17 protein-coding genes are annotated in these 19,201 nt (G+C 65.5%); 10 read left to right on the top strand and 7 right to left on the bottom strand.

What is annotated here, in order from left to right; genetic code table 11:
• Positions 1 to 18 precede the first annotated feature (18 nt).
• The 3 genes from FBZ93_RS31065 to FBZ93_RS31055 all read right to left on the bottom strand — a co-directional run bounded on the left by FBZ93_RS31065 (position 19) and on the right by FBZ93_RS31055 (position 5,988).
• Positions 19 to 1,629 carry a DUF882 domain-containing protein gene (locus FBZ93_RS31065; RefSeq protein ID WP_146991253.1) on the bottom strand — a complete coding sequence of 537 codons (1,611 nt, stop codon included), beginning with the start codon at positions 1,627 to 1,629 and terminating at the stop codon, positions 19 to 21.
• A gap of 265 nt (positions 1,630 to 1,894) precedes the next feature.
• Positions 1,895 to 4,189: a L,D-transpeptidase family protein gene (locus FBZ93_RS31060; protein ID WP_146991252.1), complete on the bottom strand. Its 2,295-nt coding sequence runs from the start codon at positions 4,187 to 4,189 to the stop codon at positions 1,895 to 1,897.
• A 308-nt stretch (positions 4,190 to 4,497) separates the two neighbouring features.
• On the bottom strand, positions 4,498 to 5,988 hold the full coding sequence (locus FBZ93_RS31055) for a sigma-54-dependent transcriptional regulator (RefSeq protein WP_146991251.1): 1,491 nt from the start codon (positions 5,986 to 5,988) through the stop codon (positions 4,498 to 4,500).
• A 142-nt stretch (positions 5,989 to 6,130) separates the two neighbouring features.
• On the opposite strand from FBZ93_RS31055, the gene FBZ93_RS31050 reads away from it, so the two are divergent.
• The 9 genes from FBZ93_RS31050 to FBZ93_RS31005 all read left to right on the top strand — a co-directional run bounded on the left by FBZ93_RS31050 (position 6,131) and on the right by FBZ93_RS31005 (position 15,228).
• Entirely contained in the window at positions 6,131 to 8,047 is a 1,917-nt protein-coding gene (locus tag FBZ93_RS31050; RefSeq protein WP_146991250.1) for a M3 family oligoendopeptidase, read from the top strand.
• A 250-nt stretch (positions 8,048 to 8,297) separates the two neighbouring features.
• The gene (locus FBZ93_RS31045; RefSeq protein WP_050626031.1) at positions 8,298 to 8,450 is read left to right on the top strand and encodes an aa3-type cytochrome c oxidase subunit IV; all 153 of its coding nucleotides are present in this window, start codon (positions 8,298 to 8,300) and stop codon (positions 8,448 to 8,450) included.
• Positions 8,451 to 8,592: 142 nt separating this feature from the next.
• Entirely contained in the window at positions 8,593 to 9,717 is a 1,125-nt protein-coding gene (locus FBZ93_RS31040; RefSeq protein WP_146991249.1) for a Re/Si-specific NAD(P)(+) transhydrogenase subunit alpha, read from the top strand.
• 11 nt (positions 9,718 to 9,728) lie between these two features.
• Complete coding sequence (locus FBZ93_RS31035; RefSeq protein ID WP_016841609.1) at positions 9,729 to 10,046, top strand: proton-translocating transhydrogenase family protein; 318 nt, start codon at positions 9,729 to 9,731, stop codon at positions 10,044 to 10,046.
• A gap of 45 nt (positions 10,047 to 10,091) precedes the next feature.
• Positions 10,092 to 11,489: an NAD(P)(+) transhydrogenase (Re/Si-specific) subunit beta gene (locus FBZ93_RS31030; RefSeq protein WP_146991248.1), complete on the top strand. Its 1,398-nt coding sequence runs from the start codon at positions 10,092 to 10,094 to the stop codon at positions 11,487 to 11,489.
• Positions 11,490 to 11,797: 308 nt separating this feature from the next.
• Positions 11,798 to 12,604: an alpha/beta hydrolase gene (locus FBZ93_RS31020; protein ID WP_146991379.1), complete on the top strand. Its 807-nt coding sequence runs from the start codon at positions 11,798 to 11,800 to the stop codon at positions 12,602 to 12,604.
• Between the two features lie 53 nt (positions 12,605 to 12,657).
• A complete protein-coding gene (locus FBZ93_RS31015; protein ID WP_146991246.1) occupies positions 12,658 to 13,755 on the top strand; it encodes a calcium:proton antiporter in 1,098 nt (365 codons plus the stop codon).
• Between the two features lie 40 nt (positions 13,756 to 13,795).
• Entirely contained in the window at positions 13,796 to 14,080 is a 285-nt protein-coding gene (locus tag FBZ93_RS31010; RefSeq protein WP_028340624.1) for a cupin domain-containing protein, read from the top strand.
• Positions 14,081 to 14,331: 251 nt separating this feature from the next.
• Complete coding sequence (locus FBZ93_RS31005; RefSeq protein WP_146991245.1) at positions 14,332 to 15,228, top strand: hypothetical protein; 897 nt, start codon at positions 14,332 to 14,334, stop codon at positions 15,226 to 15,228.
• Positions 15,229 to 15,253: 25 nt separating this feature from the next.
• On the opposite strand, the gene FBZ93_RS31000 is transcribed toward FBZ93_RS31005, so the two are convergent.
• Together FBZ93_RS31000 and rpsU are read right to left on the bottom strand one after the other, a co-directional pair.
• Positions 15,254 to 15,913 carry a tetratricopeptide repeat protein gene (locus tag FBZ93_RS31000; RefSeq protein ID WP_146991244.1) on the bottom strand — a complete coding sequence of 220 codons (660 nt, stop codon included), beginning with the start codon at positions 15,911 to 15,913 and terminating at the stop codon, positions 15,254 to 15,256.
• Positions 15,914 to 16,027: 114 nt separating this feature from the next.
• On the bottom strand, positions 16,028 to 16,324 hold the full coding sequence (rpsU, locus tag FBZ93_RS30995) for a 30S ribosomal protein S21 (RefSeq protein ID WP_021078544.1): 297 nt from the start codon (positions 16,322 to 16,324) through the stop codon (positions 16,028 to 16,030).
• Between the two features lie 264 nt (positions 16,325 to 16,588).
• On the opposite strand from rpsU, the gene aqpZ reads away from it, so the two are divergent.
• Complete coding sequence (gene aqpZ / locus FBZ93_RS30990) at positions 16,589 to 17,311, top strand: aquaporin Z (RefSeq protein WP_146991243.1); 723 nt, start codon at positions 16,589 to 16,591, stop codon at positions 17,309 to 17,311.
• Between the two features lie 178 nt (positions 17,312 to 17,489).
• On the opposite strand, the gene FBZ93_RS30985 is transcribed toward aqpZ, so the two are convergent.
• Both FBZ93_RS30985 and purE read right to left on the bottom strand, forming a co-directional pair.
• Positions 17,490 to 18,596, bottom strand: a complete 1,107-nt coding sequence (locus FBZ93_RS30985; RefSeq protein ID WP_146991242.1) for a 5-(carboxyamino)imidazole ribonucleotide synthase — start codon at positions 18,594 to 18,596, stop codon at positions 17,490 to 17,492.
• Positions 18,593 to 19,081, bottom strand: a complete 489-nt coding sequence (gene purE / locus FBZ93_RS30980) for a 5-(carboxyamino)imidazole ribonucleotide mutase (RefSeq protein ID WP_146991241.1) — start codon at positions 19,079 to 19,081, stop codon at positions 18,593 to 18,595. The genes FBZ93_RS30985 and purE overlap by 4 nt, the downstream gene beginning before the upstream one ends.
• Positions 19,082 to 19,201 lie beyond the last annotated feature (120 nt).

Here is a 19,201-nt window from a genome sequence, read left to right as displayed (position 1 = left end):
AACGGCTTTCGGGATGAATCAGCGCAGCGCAGCGGTGCGCAGCACGAAGGACTGGGTGGTCAGGGGAGTGGTCGCCGAGCCCGAGAAGTGGTCGCAGGTCATGCCCATCATCGGATCTTCCGAGAAGGTCATGGCGACGGCGGCCTGCGGCTTCACGAAATGAGCCCGCATCAGGCTCATGTCGGTGTCGCCCAGCACCGTGGTCAGCATGGCATTGCTCGCGCTCGGCGCCAGCATCACCACGCGCATCCAGACATCGTTGCCCTTGGCGGCCGAGATCCGCGCCGACGTGGTGATCACGCCCTGGCTGGGCGCGCCCTTTGCGACGACGGTATTGATTTCGGTAGCCGGCGCCGCCGCATTGCGCGTCGGGCGCACATTGCGCGGGATCGGCGCGGTCGCCGCGACGATGTTGGAGCGATCGACCGGTGACGATGCGGCGGGCGCATAGGCGAGCGCCTTGTTGAAGTTTTCGGTCGCGCTGGCCGTGGTCTGCGGATCGGTGGTTTGCGGATCGGCGCCGCCAACCGCCTCACGCGCCTTCAGCGCGGCGATCTGCGCGGCCGATGCTTGCTTCGGCGCCGCCGAATCGTCGCCCCAGAAACCGCGGGCATTGATGATGTCGGCGGGCGATTGCGGCTCGGTATTCTCGGCGGTCTGCACCACCTGCATCGCCGGCCTGGCCTTCGGCGTCGGAACCAGCTGCGCGTCGGCGGCGGCGAGCTGGATGGCGGCGGCGAATTGCGGCTTGGCGCGCGGCAGCGGAATCGGATCGGCGGATTTGGCGGGCGCTGCGGCCGCAACCACGGTGTTGGCTGCGGGCTTGTCGTTCACGCTGACCGCGCCTTCGTCTTCGTCGTCACCCGACTTGCCGGCCCCGAACAGCTTCGCGAACAGCGTCGGCTTGCTGATGGTGGCGGCATCGTCGCCATTGCCGCGGCGCTCGATGTCGGCCTTGGCGAGCTCATAGCCCTTCAGCGGCGTGCCGTCGGTCGGGACATGGACAGTGCGGCCGTCGGGGAACACCTTGACCAGCTGCTCGCGGGTCATGCGCGGCCAGTGGCGAATGCCGCCAGTGTCGAGATGCACGAACGGCGAGCCGGAGGTCGGATAGAAGCCGACGCCGCCACGCTGCAGGCGCAGGCCGGCGTAGCGGATCTGCTCCAGCGGCACGCCTGGAATGAAGAAATCCATCGCATGCCCCAGCATGTGCTGGCTGTGGCGCGCGACGCCCGACGAGCGGCGGCGGAGCATGGCGTTGGTGGCGGGGGCGCGATAGGCGGAGATGATCTGGATCGGCTGCTTGCCGTCGACGTCGCGATAGACTTCCCAGAGGATGTCGAACAGATGGCGGTCCATCACCGTCTCATCCTGGGAGCGCCAGTCGCGCAGGAAGTGGTTGAGCTGCTTCAGCGCGGCTTCATCGTAGCGGCCATCGCGCTTGAAGGTGACGGTGAGGTCTTCGCCGGAATGGGTGTGGTGGAACGAGAGAGTGCGGGTCTGGTTCAGCGCCGTCGCGTCATGCACCGACCCCGCGCCGGCCAACAGCAATAGCGCGGTCAGGCCGACTTGGTACCCGGCCTTAGGCAACGACAGCGGATTGTAGCGGCGTGCGAAGACAGCCAGCACTATGAGCCCACCCAGTCGACGAGCGTTCGGTCGGCACCTTTCGCAGACCCCCTGCGGAAGACGGTGAACGCTTTCTTAAAGCGGGAGGGTTAACCGAGGTTTACCGACCCGCCCCCAAGTTAGGCTTAACTAACTGGGGGAGTGTGGCAAAAGATAGCCCAGTTCCGAGGCCGACCCGGGAAATGGTTAACGTAAACGATCTCGCCTTTTGAGCGAGATCGTTGATTTTGCTTCAAAATTTATCGCTATGCGGCGGTGAAGCAGATCAGCGGGTGATCACCCGGCGCTGCTGCTGGGCCTGACCGCGGCGGGCCGGCTGCGGCTCCGGTTGTCCGAATCCTCCGAACAGGCGCTCGAAGAAGTTCGGTCCGGAGGAGCCGAAGCCGCTGTTATCGCCGGCGACGTTGACGCCCGCGGGCAGGCTGCTGCTCGACGGACGCGCATAGCTCGGCTGGGCGTGCGCCACCACCGTTTCAAGATCCTTGCCGCGGCTGTTCTTGAGCAGCGACAGCATGGTGGCGTCGCGGCCGTAGACGTCCCTGCGGATCTGCAGCTTACCGGCGTCGTCCACGAACGCGGTCTGGTAGGTGATGTTGACCGGGATCGGCGTCGGGAATTTCAGATCGACTTCGCTCGAGCCGTACATGCTGCGGATCCGCTCCGGCGTGTAGTGCTGGTTCGGCTCGGCGATGTTGAGCAGCACGGATGCGTACTGATCCGGATTCTGCACCCGCATGCAGCCATGGCTGAAGGCGCGCTCGTCCTTCGCGAACAGATACTTGTCCGGCGTGTCGTGCTGATAGACCAGGAACTTGTTCGGGAAGTTGAAGCGGATGCGGCCGAGCGCGTTGGCCTCACCGGGCGGCTGCGAGATGTGGATCGAGCCGTCGCGGTTGCGCTCGAGCTTCAGGCCCATGCGCTGCAGCACCGTCGGATCCTGCTGCAGGGCCGGCAGATACTCGTTGTAGATGATCGACGGCGGCACGTTCCAGGTCGGGTTGACCGTGATGTACTTCATCGTCTCGGTCAGAAGCGGCGTCGCGTGCTGGCCGGGTTTGCCGGTGACGACGCGCGTGGTCCAGACCGGCGCGCCGTTCTGCATCACCTTCAGCGTATAGTCGGGGATGTTGAGGATCACATAGGCGTTGCCGACACTGGCGGCGCCGAGCTGGCGCGGCAGCCAGCGCCAGCGCTCCATGTTGACGATCACGGTGTCGATCTGGCGGTCGCGCTTCGGATTGTTCAGCGCCTTCACCGTGCGCTCGTCGAGCACGCCTGTCGGCTTGAGGTCGACGCTGCTCTGGAATCTCTCCACCGCGCGCGCGACGGTCGCATCATACTTCGTGCTGTCGGCATTCTCGGTGACGCCGAGCTTGCCCCGCAGGTCCGGCACGCGGGGATCGTCCATCTCGACCGCGGCCTGCTTCTTGCGCGCCGGCACATATTTCAGCGCCGGGCCGTCCGCGATCGTGATGACAGGGCCGTCGCCCTGGCCGCGCAGCTCGGCGAGCTTCTTCTTCAGCTCCTTGTAGAGCTTCTGCGGCGGATTGTAGCTGTCGAGCGCCGCCGAGGCGTCCTTGGCGGAGGTCACATTCGTGAATACTTCCGCCGGATCGATCGGGTGCTCCGGATAGAGGATATCAGCCGACACCTGCGACCAGTGCATGCGGCCGCTCTGGGCCTGGCGCGCGTAGTCCAGCATGCTGGCCGCGAGCTTCAGCTCGGCGTCGGCCAGCGCATCGGGCGTCGTCGCTGCGGCGAAGTCCGGCACCGGATAGTCGGATGCATCAAGGCCGTCGGCGGCCGCGTCCTTCAGGCGGGCGATGACGCCCTTGCCGGCATCGGTCAGCTTGCCGGCCTTGGTGAACACAGGCGCGTATTCGCGGGCCGAATAGAATTTCTCGGCGGCCGCGCGCTCGTTCTTGCGATCGAAGCTGCGCAGCGACTTGTTGGCGAGCAGGTCGCGCAGCTTGTCGGCGACCGGCTGATCCTCGGCGGCAACATTGCTCGCGGCCTTCACGGGCTCGGTCGCGGGGGCTGCGGCCGTCGCGGGAGCCGGAGCTGCGGCGGGCGCCGTTGCGGTGGCAGGAGCGGGTGCGGCCGCAGGCGGCGCGACCGCGGTGTCGGTCTTTGGTGCATCGGCCTTCGGCGCGTCGGCGGGCTTCGTCGCCGGCGCGGTGGCGACATCGGCGGGCTTCGGCTCGACGGCCTTTGCCGTCGCGCTCGGCTCTGCCGGCTTTGCGTCAGTGGCCTTTGCGTCAGTAGGCTTTGCGTCGGTGGGTTTGGCCTCGGTGGCCTGCACATCGGCCGGCTTCACGTCGGCCGGCTTGGCTGCGTCGGGCAGCGCGGCGGTGGTGTCGGGCTTGAAATCGCTCGCAGTGGGCGGCGGCACGTTGGCCGGTTCGGGGCGCGGGATCGCAGCGTCGATCGCAAGTTCCGAGGCGCTGGAGCGAGGCGTGTCCTGCGCGAAGGCCGAGCTCGCGGACACCGTGAGGAAGGTCGCCGCGACGGCCATCAAGACGCGGTCAAATCCTCGACGGTTGTTCGAACAGTCACGCATTTTCACACCCCCTGGGTGGAACTGCCCCTTAAGAATCTGGAACAGTTCAAATCGATATCCGGTTTCATAGCTTGCGCGAAAGCGCCGGCTTCTCAAACGACTCGTATGCCTGCACGCAATTGACGCAGACGATACATTTGCCCCTCTTTTGCAGCCAGCGCCATGCGGGGCAACTCACGACAAACTGACCTCGAAGCAGCTGATTTCGCTCGGGCTGTGCGTTTTTGCCACGCGCCACAGCCTTTGTCTGTCACCGCCACGACACGGTTCAAAAGGTTCCCTGGTAATGGCCTCGGCGGCCTCAGGGCTTAGCCGACGTCGCTTGCGCGCGTGCCGGCCGCGGCCTCGTCGAGCTTGCGGTAGAGGGTCGAGCGGCCGATCTTGAGACGCCGCGCGACCTCCGACATCTGTCCGCGATAATGCGAAATCGCAAAGCGGATGATCTCGTTCTCGAGATCTTCCAGCGGGCGCACCTCGCCCGCGGCATTGAGCATCGAGAGGCCGCCGGCGGTCGGGAGGGTGGTCGTAACCGGTATTTCGTTACCGGATATCATGGCGGGCGCCGTGGACGGCGACACCACCAGCGGCTCGCCCTGCAAGGACTTTCCTTCCGGCACCGGATACGTCGAGCCTTGCGGGAAGTCCGCGAGCCCGAGCTGGTCGCCGTCGCTCATGACCACGGCGCGATACACGGTGTTCTCGAGCTGACGGATGTTGCCGGGCCAATCGAGCTGCGCCAGATGCGCCATCGCATCGCCGCTGATGCCGGTGATGTTGCGATTCTCCTCGGCGCAGAACCGCGCCAGGAAATGCCGCAGCAGATGCGGGATGTCCTCGCGCCGCTGCCGCAGCGCCGGAATGGTCAGCGGCAGCACGTGCAGGCGATAGAACAGGTCCTCGCGGAACTGGCCGGCCTTCACGAGATCGAGCAGCTTGCGGTTGGTCGCCGAGATGATGCGGACATCGACCTTGACCGGCTTGCGTCCGCCGACCGCCTCGACGGTGCCTTCCTGCAGCGCGCGCAACAGTTTCACCTGCGTCGCCAGCGGCAATTCGCCGACCTCGTCGAGGAACAGCGTGCCGCCATGGGCTTCGACGAACTTGCCCTGGTGGCGCTCGGTGGCGCCGGTGAAGGCGCCCTTCTCATGGCCGAACAGGATCGATTCGACGAGATTGTCCGGGATCGCGCCGCAGTTCACCGCGACGAAAGGCCTGGCCTTACGCTCGCTGCTGCCGTGGATGGCGCGTGCGAACAGTTCCTTGCCGACGCCGGACTCGCCCTCGATCAGCACCGGGATAGTCGAGGATGCCGCTTTCTGCGCCGTGCGCAGCACGCCAGCCATCGCCTCGCTGCGGGTGATGATGTCGGAGAAGGTCAGCCGGCCCTCGCGGCTGTGGCGGATGCGCTGCAATTCGCCCTTCAGCGCCGAGGCGTTGAGGGCGTTGCGCAGGGAGACCTGCAGCCGCTCGAAGCCGACCGGCTTGACGACGAAATCCTGGGCACCGGCGCGCATCGCCGACACCACATTGTCGATGCCGCCATGCGCGGTCTGCACGATGACCGGGACGTTCAAACCAGCTTCACGAATCTTTGCGAGGACTCCGAGACCGTCGAGGCCCGGCATCACGAGGTCGAGCACGACGGCATCGATCGCCTGCGTCTCGGATGCGGTCAGGGCCGCTATCGCTGCGTCGCCACTGTCCACGACGAGGGGCTCATAGCCGCACTTCTGCACCATGTTTTCAACCAAACGACGCTGTACTGCGTCGTCATCGGCGATCAAAATGGTGGCAGCCATGGTTTTCCCCGCACGCTACGATTATTTGTCTCGAATCGGGGCAATGTCGCCGATGCCGATTAACGCACTCTTAAACGTTGCCAACCCGCCCTTAATCCGCCGCCGCCGACATCTTTCCGACTGAACCAAGGTTACGAACAAGATGACCTCGCGCTCCAAAACTGCGTCCAACAAGACTGCCGTCAGCAAGGCCGCCCTCCGCAAGGAAGCCGCGTTGCGCAAGACGGGTGCCCAACGCAAATCCACCGCAGGCGGCCCGGCGGCAAAAACGGCAGCAAGCAAGACCGGCAAGCTTCCCGAATGGAATCTGGCTGATCTCTACGCCGGCATCGATGCCCCGGAGGTCGCACGCGATCTGCAGAAAATGGATGCAGATTGCGTCGCGTTTGAGACCGACTACAAGGGCAAGCTTGCCGAAAATACCGCCAGGGACGGCGGCGGGAAGTGGCTCGCCGAGGCGGTCCGCCGCTACGAGGCGATCGACGACCTGGCCGGCCGTCTCGGCTCCTATGCTGGCCTGGTCCATGCCGGCGACAGCGTCGACCCGGCGATCTCGAAATTCTACGGCGACGTCTCCGAGCGGCTGACCGCGGCGTCGGTGCATCTCTTGTTCTTCTCGCTCGAGCTCAATCGCGTTGACGATGATGTGATCGAGCGCGCGATGGCCGAACCTGCGCTCGGCCACTACCGGCCGTGGATCGAGGATCTGCGCAAGGACAAGCCGTACCAGCTCGAGGATCGCGTCGAGCAGCTGTTCCACGAAAAGGCGCAGAGCGGCTACGCGGCCTGGAACCGGCTGTTCGACCAGACCATCTCCGGCCTGCGCTTCAAGGTCGCGGGCAAGGAGCTTGCGATCGAGCCGACGCTGAACCTGTTGCAGGACAAGGCCGGCGACAAGCGCAAGGCGGCGGCGCAGGCGCTCGCCAGGACCTTCAAGGACAATGAGCGCACCTTCGCGCTGATCACCAATACGCTCGCCAAGGACAAGGAGATCTCCGACCGCTGGCGCGGCTTCCAGGACGTCGCGGATTCCCGCCATCTCAACAACCGCGTCGAGCGCGAGGTGGTCGATGCGCTGGTAGCCTCGGTGCGCGCGGCCTATCCGAAGCTGTCGCACCGCTATTACGCTCTGAAGGCCGGCTGGTTCAAAAAGAAGAAGCTGCCGCACTGGGATCGCAACGCGCCGCTGCCGTTCGCTGCGACCGGCACGATCGCCTGGCCCGAGGCGCGCAACATGGTGCTGTCGGCCTATAACGGTTTCTCGCCGAGAATGGCCGAGATCGCGGAGCGCTTCTTCGATGATCGGTGGATCGATGCGCCGGTCCGTCCCGGCAAGGCGCCGGGCGCGTTCTCGCATCCGACCACGCCGTCGGCGCACCCTTATGTGCTGATGAATTATCAGGGCAAGCCGCGCGACGTGATGACGCTGGCGCATGAGCTCGGCCATGGCGTCCATCAGGTGCTGGCGGCGAAGAACGGCGCGCTGATGGCGCCGACGCCGCTGACGCTGGCGGAAACCGCGAGCGTGTTCGGCGAGATGCTGACCTTCAAGCGTCTGTTGTCGCAGACCAGGAACGCAAAACAGCGCCAGGCGCTGCTCGCGGGCAAGGTCGAGGACATGATCAACACCGTGGTGCGGCAGATCGCGTTCTATTCATTCGAGCGCGCGGTTCACACCGAGCGCAAGAATGGCGAGCTCACCGCGGAACGGATCGGCCAGCTCTGGCTCAGCGTGCAGGGCGAGAGCCTCGGGCCGGCGATCGAGGTCAAGCCGGGCTACGAGACGTTCTGGATGTACATCCCGCATTTCATCCACTCGCCGTTCTACGTCTACGCCTATGCGTTCGGCGATTGCCTGGTGAACTCGCTCTATGCGGTCTACGAGCACGCCTCCGAGGGTTTCGCCGAGCGCTATCTCGACATGCTCGCCGCCGGCGGCACCAAGCATTACTCCGAACTGCTGCGGCCGTTTGGGCTCGACGCCAAGGACCCGAAATTCTGGGACGGCGGCCTGTCCGTGATCGCCGGCATGATCGACGAGCTGGAGGCGATGGGCTGAGGCCCATCGGCCTTCCGGCCGGCCCGGGTCGGATTCGTTCGGCGCTATTTTGCGCCTCACGGCATGACCATCCCATGACGGCTGTATTTGGGAGATCAGTCCTGCCCGAGGGCGGCCGCAGGGCCGTCGCTCGAGGGGTGAATCGGGGACGATTTGCGCTCCAAATCACCCGATAGGGACCGCGCCGTTGCCCTGCCAATCCGTTTGCGGTAATGGCTCGCAGAACGCGAATTTCTGACTGGGGACAGCGATGGCAGACCATAGCGAAGTGGCCTATACGACCGCCGACGGCAACGATTACGTGGCGCATGAGCAGACCTATGAAGGGTTTCTCATGCTGGTCAAATGGGGCACGATCAGCGTCGCCATCCTCCTCATCCTGATGGCCTATTTCCTGGTCTGATCCTTGATCGGCTAGCGGCGCCGCCGTCCCGCGGCGGTGCCGGAATTCCTGTTGAACCCGGCTGCAAAAACCGGGGTATCCAATCTGGCGAAAATAACGCTAGTTTGAAGACGCGTGCGCCGCTCGCGCCGCCGGAGGGCCCATGAAGATCGCCGTTGCCAAGGAAATCGATCCGTCCGAGCCGCGGGTTGCGGTTTCGCCGGACACCATCAAGAAGTTCAAGGCGCTCGGCGCCGAGGTCGCGGTCGAGCCTGGCGCGGGCATCAAGTCGGGCCTGCCTGATTCGGAGCTCACCGCGGCGGGCGCCACCGTCAGCGCCGATGCGCTCAAGGACGCCGACATCATCATCAAGGTGAAGCGGCCCGAGGCCTCCGAACTCTCCAAATACAAGCGCGGTGCGCTGGTCATCGCGATCATGGATCCCTATGGCAACGAGGCCGCGCTGAAGACGATGGCCGATGCCGGCGTGTCCGCCTTCGCGATGGAATTGATGCCGCGCATCACCCGCGCACAGGTGATGGACGTCTTGTCCTCGCAGGCCAATCTGGCCGGCTACCGCGCGGTGATCGAGGGCGCCGAGGCCTTCGGCCGCGCCTTCCCGATGATGATGACCGCCGCCGGCACCGTGCCGGCCGCCAAGGTGTTCGTGATGGGCGTCGGCGTCGCCGGCTTGCAGGCGATCGCGACCGCGCGGCGGCTGGGTGCCGTCGTCACCGCGACCGACGTCCGCCCCGCCACCAAGGAGCAGGTGGAATCGCTCGGTGCAAAGTTCCTCGCCGTCGAGGACGAGGAGTTCAAGAATGCGCAGACTGCCGGCGGCTACGCCAAGGAGATGTCCAAGGAGTACCAGGCCAAGCAGGCCGCGCTCACTGCCGAGCACATCAAGAAGCAGGACATCGTGATCACGACCGCGCTGATCCCGGGCCGTCCGGCGCCGAAGCTCGTCTCGGGCGAGATGGTGAAGTCGATGAAGCCCGGTTCGGTGCTGGTCGACCTCGCCGTCGAGCGCGGCGGCAATGTCGAGGGCGCCAAGCCCGGCGAGGTCGTCGAGACGGATGGCATCAAGATCGTCGGCTACACCAATGTCGCCGGCCGCGTCGCCGCTTCGGCCTCGAGCCTCTATGCGCGCAATCTGTTCTCGTTCATCGAGACGATGGTCGACAAGGCCAACAAGGCGCTCGCGGTCAATTGGGACGACGAGCTGGTGAAGGCCACCGCGCTGACCAAGGACGGCGCCGTCATCCATCCCAACTTCCAGCCGAAGTAAGGAGAGAAGCCATGGAGCATCTCGCGCAGGCCGTTGATCCGTTCGTGTTCCGGCTGTCGATTTTCGTGCTCGCCGTATTCGTCGGTTATTTCGTGGTGTGGTCGGTGACCCCCGCGCTGCACACGCCGCTGATGAGCGTGACCAACGCGATCTCGTCGGTGATCGTGGTCGGCGCGCTGCTCGCGGTCGGCGTCGGCATGGTGTCGAGCGGCTCGGGGTGGGCCCGCGGCTTCGGCTTCGTGGCGCTGATCTTCGCCTGCGTGAACATCTTCGGCGGCTTCCTGGTCACCCAGCGCATGCTGGCGATGTACAAGAAGAAAGCCAAGTAAACGGCAACCACCTCGGGGTGAGTTAAGAATTTGGGGGGACCTGAGATGAGTGCCAATCTCTCTGCACTGTTGTATCTCGTGGCGGGGGTGCTGTTCATCCTGTCGCTGCGCGGCCTGTCGAGCCCGGCGTCGTCGCGCCAGGGCAACATGTTCGGCATGATCGGCATGGCGATCGCCGTCGGCACCACGCTGGCGAGCCATCCGCCGGCCGGCGGCGTCGCCTGGCTCTTGGTGATTCTCGCGGTCGCGATCGGCGGCGGCATCGGCGCCGTGATCGCGCGCCGGGTGCCGATGACCTCGATGCCTGAGCTGGTCGCCGCGTTCCACTCGCTGGTCGGCATGGCCGCGGTGCTGGTCGCCGCCGGTGCGTTCTACGCGCCCGAGGCGTTCGACATCGGTACGCCCGGCAACATCCATCCGCAGAGCCTTGTCGAGATGTCGCTCGGCGTCGCGATCGGCGCGCTGACCTTCACCGGCTCGGTGATCGCGTTCCTGAAGCTGTCGGCACGGATGAGCGGCGCCCCGATCATCCTGCCGTTCCGCCATGTCATCAACATCGTGCTGGCGCTGGCGCTGGTGTTCTTCATCGTCGGCCTCGTGCTGTCCGGCAGCGCGTTCGACTTCTGGATGATCACGATCCTGGCGCTGGCGCTCGGCGTGCTGATGATCATCCCGATCGGCGGCGCCGACATGCCGGTCGTGATCTCGATGCTGAACTCGTACTCCGGCTGGGCCGCGGCCGGCATCGGCTTCACGCTCGGCAACTCGGCGCTGATCATCACCGGCGCGCTGGTCGGCTCGTCGGGCGCGATCCTGTCCTACATCATGTGCCACGCGATGAACCGCTCGTTCATCTCGGTGATCCTCGGCGGCTTCGGCGGCGAGACCGCGGCTGCCGGCGGCGGCTCGGGCGAGCAGAAGCCCGCCAAGCTCGGCTCGGCTGATGATGCGGCCTTCATCATGAAGAACGCGTCGAAGGTCATCATCGTGCCCGGCTACGGCATGGCGGTGGCGCAGGCCCAGCACGCGCTGCGCGAGATGGCCGACCTTTTGAAGAAGGAAGGCGTCGAGGTGAAGTACGCCATTCATCCGGTGGCGGGCCGCATGCCCGGCCACATGAACGTGCTGCTGGCGGAAGCCAACGTGCCCTATGACGAGGTGTTCGAGCTCGAGGACATCAACTCCGAGTTCGCCCAGGCCGACATCGCCTTCGTGATCGGCGCCAACGACGTCACCAACCCGGCGGCGGAAGAGGACAAGACCTCGCCGATCTACGGCATGCCGGTGCTGCAGGTCTGGAAGGCCGGCACCGTGATGTTCATCAAGCGCTCGTTGGCCTCGGGCTATGCCGGCATCGACAATCCGCTGTTCTACCGCGACAACACCATGATGTTGCTCGGCGACGCCAAGAAGGTCACCGAGAACATCGTCAAGGCGATGTAAGGCGGGCGGCGAATGGCGCTGAACCGGGAGTGGCATCGAGAACATCGCATGCCGCTCCTCGCCACACGCGAGCAGCGCATCAGGTGGCATGTGACGCATGCGAATGTTTGCGCTTGCCGGCCCGTTCCCGACAGCATCAGGCTCGAGGTCGAAAAGCTGCTAATTCCAGGCGCAGGCCTATCTCGACGACCACTAAAGACCTAGGCCGGGACTAAAAACTGCGAAAACAACCCCATGCAAAGTAGCAATGGGGTCTCACATTATCCGACACACTAAACCTAGAGCTGCAGGCGAGATTGCGCGTGGTTCTGACGATCCTGAAATGGCTGCTGATCGTCGCCGCGGTCGGCTATCTCGCTGGCCTTGCGGTGCTGTACGTCAAGCAGCGCGAATTGCTGTTTCCGATCCCGCCGGTCGGGCGCACCGCGCCGGCAGCCGCCGGCCTTCCCGAAGCCGAAGAGCACGTGCTGACCACCGCCGACGGCGAGAAGGTCATCGTCTGGCACGTGCCGGCGAAGCCGGGCCGGGGTGTCGTGCTGTTCTTTCCCGGCAATGGCGATTTCCTTGCCGGCCGCGTGGCGCGCTTCAAGGGCATCACCGCCGACGGCACCGGGCTGGTGGCGCTGTCCTACCGCGGCTACGCCGGCTCGGGCGGATCTCCGAGCGAGCAGGGGCTGCTGCAGGATGCCGCAGCGGCTTACGCGTTCACTACCGCGCGGTACCGCGCCGAGCAGATCGTGGCCTGGGGATTCTCGCTCGGCACCGGCGTTGCAGTCGCGCTCGCCGCCGAGCACCCCGTCGGCAAGCTGATCCTGGAGGCGCCGTACACGTCGACGGCCGACGTCGCCGGCGCGCATTTCTGGTATGTGCCGATCAGCCTGCTGATGCGGGATCAATTCCACTCCGACCGACGAATCGCAGGCGTGACGGCGCCGCTGTTGATCATGCACGGCACCGACGATCCGGTGATCCCGATCGCATTCGGCGAGCGCCTGTTCGGCCTCGCCCATGAGCCCAAGCAGTTCGTGCGCCTGCCCGGCGGCGGGCACGACAATCTTGACGATTTCGGTGCGATGGCGACCGCGCGGCGGTTCATCGACGCCGCAAGAGGCTGACGGCGGCGATTGTCTATCGCATAATCGTCCCATCGAAGTGAGGGGACCCCACGATGAGCGCACACGGACCGATGCCGCGATCGGCCTGGCTGTATCCCGTTCTGGCGGTGCTGTTGTTTGCCGCGGTGTCGGCCGCCGGCTACAGTTTCGCGCCATCGGCCGCCGGCTGGGTGTTCGCGGCCGTGCTGCTGGTGATTCTGTTCGGCACCGTGTTTGCGGCGGTCCACCATGCCGAGATGATTGCCGAGCGGATCGGTGAGCCCTTTGGCACGCTGCTCCTGACGCTCGCCGTGACCATCATCGAGGTGGCGCTGATCTCGACCATCATGCTGGGCGACACGCCGGCGCCGACGCTGGCGCGCGACACCGTGTTTGCGGTGGTGATGATCGTCTGCAACGGCCTGGTCGGGCTCTGCATCTTCATCGGCGGCATCCGCTACCGTGAGCAGGATTTCCAGATCACCGGCGCCAACCTTTACCTCAGCGTGCTGTTCGTGCTCGCGACCATCACGCTGGACATGCCGAATTTCACGCTGACCGCGCCGGGCCCGATCTACTCCACGGCCCAGCTCGCCGTGATCAGCGTCGTGACCCTGCTGCTCTATGCGGTGTTCCTCTACACCCAGACCATCCGCCACCGCGATTACTTCGTCAGCGGCGCCAATGAGGCGGCGGCACATGGCGAGGTGATGTCGGACCGCATGACGGCGATCAGCGTTGCCCTGCTGCTGGTGTCGTTGCTGGCGGTGGTGCTGCTGGCCAAGAAATTCTCGCTGGTGGTCGACGTCGTCACCGTCAAGATCGGCGCGCCGCCGGCCTTTGCAGGCCTGGTGGTGGCGGCCCTGATCCTGTTGCCGGAGAGCGTTGCCGCGGTGGCGGCGGCGCGCAAGAACGACCTTCAGAAGAGCATCAACCTCGCGCTCGGCTCCTCGATCGCGACCATCGGCCTCACGGTTCCCGCGGTGGCCATCGCCGCCTCGGTGCTCGACAAGCAGCTGGTGCTCGGGCTCAGCAACCAGCATATGCTGATCCTGCTGCTCACCTTCATGGTCAGCATGCTCACCTTCGGAACCGGCCGCACCAACATCCTGTTCGGGCTCGTTCACATGGTGGTGTTCGCGGTGTTCGTGTTCATGGTTTTCGTGCCGTAGCGCATGATCCGCTCAAACAAGAAACTCGGAGAAAATGACGATGCTCAGTGCCAAATCGGATGTGCAGGTGGATACGGCGGAGGTTCGCGTAACCGAATGGCGACTTGCGCCGGGCAGCGCCACCGGCCACCACACCCATGAGATGGACTACGTCATCGTTCCGATCACGGCCGGGGAAATGACCATCGTGGCGCCGAACGGCGAGCGCTCGAAGGCGCAGCTCGGGGCCGGCAAGTCCTATTTCCGCAAGGCCGGGGTCCAGCACGACGTGCTTAACGAGACCGCCAGCGAGATCGTGTTCCTGGAGGTCGAACTCAAGCCCTGATGCGGGCGGTAACCCTGCGCGCGCAGAATGGCAGCCCCGAGCGGGCGCGGCTGTGGAAATTCATAAGCCGTTAACGGCTGCACGATGAATTAAGAAGTGGATGCGGCCTACGCAGGGGGCGCCTCCGGCTGAAACCAAAGTGACACCAAAGGTGACGTCGGAACGGGGGTTTGCCACCGATCCGACGCAGTTGATCCCTGAATGTGCCTCAAAGTTCCAGCATGAAATAACGGGGCGGGGAGTGGCAGGTCATGCTGAGTTACCTGAAGAAATTCGTGATGGACATCTTACCCTCGGTGGCAGCGACCATCATCGGGGCGTACATCGTCAATCACTATATCGTGGCCAAGCCGGACGCGCCGGCAGCCGCAGCCTTGACCGCCGCCGTTGATCCCAAAGCCGATCCGAAAGCCGCCGCCAAGCCCGCCACCGTGGTCAGCAGCCTTCCGGAAGCCGGCGTGAAGGCCAAGGGCATGTCGGAGCGCACGCTGATCGAGCGGTCGGCGTCGGAGAAGGCCACCGTCACCGAGAAGCCCGCCGAGAAATCCGCCGACCAGAAGTCCGACGCGCCGGCCGATACCGCCAGCATCCCCGCCGACACCCGCCATCACCCGGCGGCGCCGAAGGCGGTCGCGAAGGTGACGCCCGCCGCGCCGCAGCCGGCCGCGCCTGCCGCGTCGGCCGCGCCAGTCGAGGCCGCTGCCACGCCGGAGGAAAACCGCGACGCCAACGATCTGGCGCGCGCCGCCATCGAACGGCTGCGCAAGGAGCGTCCGCAGGAAGCCGCGCGCTCCCAGGACGCCGCGCGTACCCAGGATGCGCAGCGCACCGATGTTGCCCGCCTGCCTGACGCGCAGCGCCCCACTGCTTCGTCGGCGATCCGGCCGTTGCCGCCGCCGATCATGGTGTCGAACCCGTCCAGCGACAACGCCGATCAATCCTCGCAGCCGCGTCCGCCCTACGCCGCCAATGCGCAGGATTCGAACCGGCTGACGCCGCCGGCCGACATTCCGGTCCCGGTGATCCAGGCGCCGCTCGACCTGCGCGCCGACGCGGCTATGGCTGCGCCGAAGAACGAGCACACCTCGGTGACCGACGACATGTTCTCCGGCATGAAGTCGATGTTCCACGCCGTTCTGCCGAAGTAAGCGTCCCGCCGAAGCAAGATTGAGATTAGCCGCCGGTGCGCGCCAGCCCGCTGCGCGCGCCGCCGTCATTTGGCCGCAGCGCGAGTGCGCGATTGTAGGACGCCGCCGCCTTGGCCTTGTCGCCGAGCCGCTCATAGGCCTGGCCGCGCGCGCTCCACGCCGCAACATTGCTGGGATCGGCCTGCACGGCCTCATCGAGGTCGGTGGCGGCCTGCTTGGCCTTGTCGAGCGCGAGGTAGCTGGTGGCGCGGCCGACCAGCGGCTCGGCCTTCTGCGGCGACAGCCCGCTCGCCGCCGTGAAATCGTCGATTGCCTGCTGATGTTGCCCGCGGCCCTGATAGATCAGGCCACGGCCGTACAGCGCCTGGATGTTGTAGGGGTCGGAGGTCAGCGCTTGCTCGAACTCGGCCTGCGCCTCGTCGACCTTGCCGGAATGCGCCAGCACCTGGCCGCGCGTGGCGTGATCCCTGGCGCTGTTGATGTCCTGTGGCGTGATGGTGTCGGCAGCCGGCTTGTCGGCGGCGGCAGCGGCCGGTTTCGGCTTGTCGTCCGAGCCCCATGAACCGAGGTCGAAGGAGCAGCCCGCAAGCGGCAGGCCGAGAGCCACTGCGATGATGAGCTGCGGCGCGCGACGGCGGCGCGGTGGTGCCGGAGAGAGGGGGCGGGGTGCCGGAGCATCCGTCATGCAAAATGCTCTTGCCGGTAATCTTGCATGGGCAACCCCGGAACGCGGCCTGCATCAAAACGACAACGCGGGCCCGTGGCCCGCGCTGTTAGACTTCCAGATCGGCAAAACGGTTCAGCGGGGGCCGCGACCAGCGCCAGCACCACCGGGACGGCCGCCGCGGTCGCCACCGGGGCCAGCGCCGAACACCGGCTTGGGCTTCATCGGCAGCAGGCCTTCGCGCTGCAGCTTCTTGCGCGCCAGCTTGCGAGCGCGGCGCACGGCTTCGGCCTTTTCGCGAGCCTTCTTCTCAGAGGGCTTTTCGTAGTGACCGCGGAGCTTCATCTCGCGGAAAATGCCCTCGCGCTGCATCTTCTTCTTCAGCGCCTTCAGGGCTTGGTCGACATTGTTATCGCGGACGAGAACCTGCACGCGGCATCCTCTTTTGAATTGATCGGTTCGGAATTCTGGCGAGGTGAAGGGGCGGCAAAAGGCCTGCCTCTTAACCCCAGGCGCGCGCATGTATCAGACAAACGCGCAGATGTCCACCGGTCGAGTGACTTTCGGGCCTAGTAAAGCCACGAAATGGGGCGAAAATGCCATCGTGCGGCCCTGATTTGGGTGATTTGGCGCCCGGTTGAGGGCCGCTCCCGGCGTTTTGGATGACCCGGGCATTGGAAATAGGGGAGATGGCACATGGATATGAAGAAGTATGCGGCCGAGCTGATCGGTACGTTCTGGCTCACATTCGCCGGCTGCGGCAGCGCGGTGATCGCGGCGGGCTTTCCGCAGGTCGGGATCGGCCTGGTCGGCGTGTCATTGGCCTTCGGGCTGAGCGTGGTGACCATGGCCTATGCGATCGGCCATATCTCGGGCTGCCACCTCAATCCGGCGGTGACGGTCGGGCTCGCCGCGGGCGGGCGTTTCCCCGGCGGCCAGGTGCTGCCCTACATCATCGCGCAGGTTGCCGGCGCGATCATCGCCGCCTGGCTGCTTTATGTGATCGCCAGCGGCGCGCCCGGCTTCGATGTCAGCAAGGGCTTCGCCTCCAACGGCTATGACGCGCATTCACCGGGCCAGTACAGCATGGTGGTGTGCTTCATCATGGAGGTCGTGATGACCATGATGTTCCTGTTCATCATCATGGGATCGACCCACGGCAAGGCGCCTGCCGGCTTCGCGCCGCTCGCCATCGGCCTCGCGCTGGTGATGATCCATCTCGTCAGCATCCCCGTCACCAACACCTCGGTGAACCCGGCGCGCAGCACCGGTCCGGCACTGTTCGTCGGCGGCTGGGCGCTGGCGCAGCTCTGGATGTTCTGGGTCGCGCCCTTGATCGGCGGTGCGCTCGGCGGCGTGATCTATCGCTGGCTCAGCGACGAGCCGACCGGCGTCGTCGCCGGCGTCAAGACTGCGTGATCTGCTAGAGCGTTTTCGAGCGAAGTGGACGCCGGTTCGCGTGAAGAAAACGCGTCAAAGCACAAAACTAGAGCATCGGTTCTGATTCAATCAGAGCCGATGCTCTAATGGGATCGTGCTCGCCACGATCCCGACAGCGACAGAGCGCGATGAAGATCTCATCGCGCTCCAGCGGAATTCATGGCTTGCGGGGCGGCGTCACTTCGGTGACGTGCCCCATCTTGCGGCCGGGGCGCGGCGTGCCCTTGCCGTACAGATGCACGGTGGCACCGGGAACGGTGAGCCACTGCTCGTAGCTCAGGATGTCGTCGCCGATCAGGTTGGTCATGGTGACCTCGCCATGGCGCACCGGCTTGCCCAGCGGCCAGCCGGCGATGGCGCGAATATGCTGCTCGAACTGCGAGATCGAGGCGCCGTCGAGCGTCCAGTGACCGGAATTGTGCACGCGCGGTGCGATCTCGTTGACCAGCACCGTCGCCGCCTTGCCGTTGCCGGGGACCAGGAACAATTCCACCGCGAGCACGCCGACATAGTCGAGTGCAGTGGCGATCTTCTCGGCGATTGCGCGCGCCTGCGCGGCAAGCGCCTCGGGAATCGCGGCCGGCGCGCGGGAGATCTTCAGGATGTGGTCGCGATGCTCGTTCTCGGTGACGTCGAAGCATTCGACGTCGCCGGACGCGGAGCGCGCCGCGATCACCGAGATCTCGCGCTCGAACGGCACGAAGGCCTCGAGGATGGCCGACTTGGTGCCGAGATCCTCCCAGACCTGCTCGATGTCGTCGCCTGCGCGGATGATGGCCTGGCCCTTGCCGTCATAGCCGAAGCGGCGGGTCTTGATGACAGCAGGCAGGCCGATCCGTTCGATCGCCGCGCGCAGCGTCGCGACCGAGGAGACGTCGGCATAATCGGCGGTGCCGATGCCGAGCTTGCTGATGAAATCCTTCTCGATCAGCCGGTCCTGCGTGGTCTCGAGGATCTTGTACGCGGGCAGCACCGGGCGGCGCGCGGCGAGCACCATCGCGGTCGCGGCCGGGACGTTCTCGAATTCATAGGTGACGACGTCGACGTCGTTGGCGAACAGTTCGAGCGCCTCGACGTCGGCATATTCCGCGCAGGTCGCGTGCTGCACCACGTCGAAGGCCGGCGAGTCCGGGTCCGGCGAAAACACCTGGCAGCGCAGCCCGAGCCGCGCCGCGGACATCGCCAGCATCCGGCCCAATTGTCCGCCGCCGAGGATTCCAATGGTGTCGCCCGGCTTCAGCTTCACTCCGTTCGAAGCCGTCACGCCGCGCCCTCCGGATGGTCCTTGACCGCATCGGTCTGCTGCTTGCGCCAGGCTGCAAGCCGGGCCGACAGAGCGGGATCGCTAAGTGCGAGCACGCTCGCCGCGAGCAGCGCGGCGTTGATCGCACCGGGCTTGCCGATTGCCAGTGTTCCGACCGGGACGCCGGCCGGCATCTGCACGATCGAGTACAGCGAATCGAGGCCGGACAGCGCCTTCGACTCGACGGGAACCCCGAACACCGGAAGCTCCGTCAGCGCGGCCGTCATGCCCGGCAGATGGGCGGCGCCGCCGGCGCCGGCAATGATCACCTTGTGCCCGGCAGCCTTGGCGCCCTTGGCAAAGGCATAGAGCCGATCGGGGGTGCGGTGCGCCGAAACGATGCGCGTTTCGCAGGCAACACCAAGCGCGGCCAGGGTCTCGGCGGCATGGCGCATGGTTTCCCAGTCGGACTGGCTTCCCATGATGATGGCGATCGGAGCGGTCATCTCTTCAATTCTGTGCAGGAATCCAAAAGCATAGGCCGATTATAGGGACGGCCCGGTTCTCATCCAAGGCGTGGCAAGGGAGTTAGAATGGACTATCCTGTCTTGGTGAATCCCGGCAAG

It is taken from the genome of Bradyrhizobium macuxiense (assembly GCF_007993935.1).
GTDB classification, from domain to species: Bacteria; Pseudomonadota; Alphaproteobacteria; order Rhizobiales; family Xanthobacteraceae; genus Bradyrhizobium; species Bradyrhizobium macuxiense_A.
Note: the sequence above shows the minus strand (reverse complement) of the source record. Positions and strands in the feature narration are given on the sequence as shown.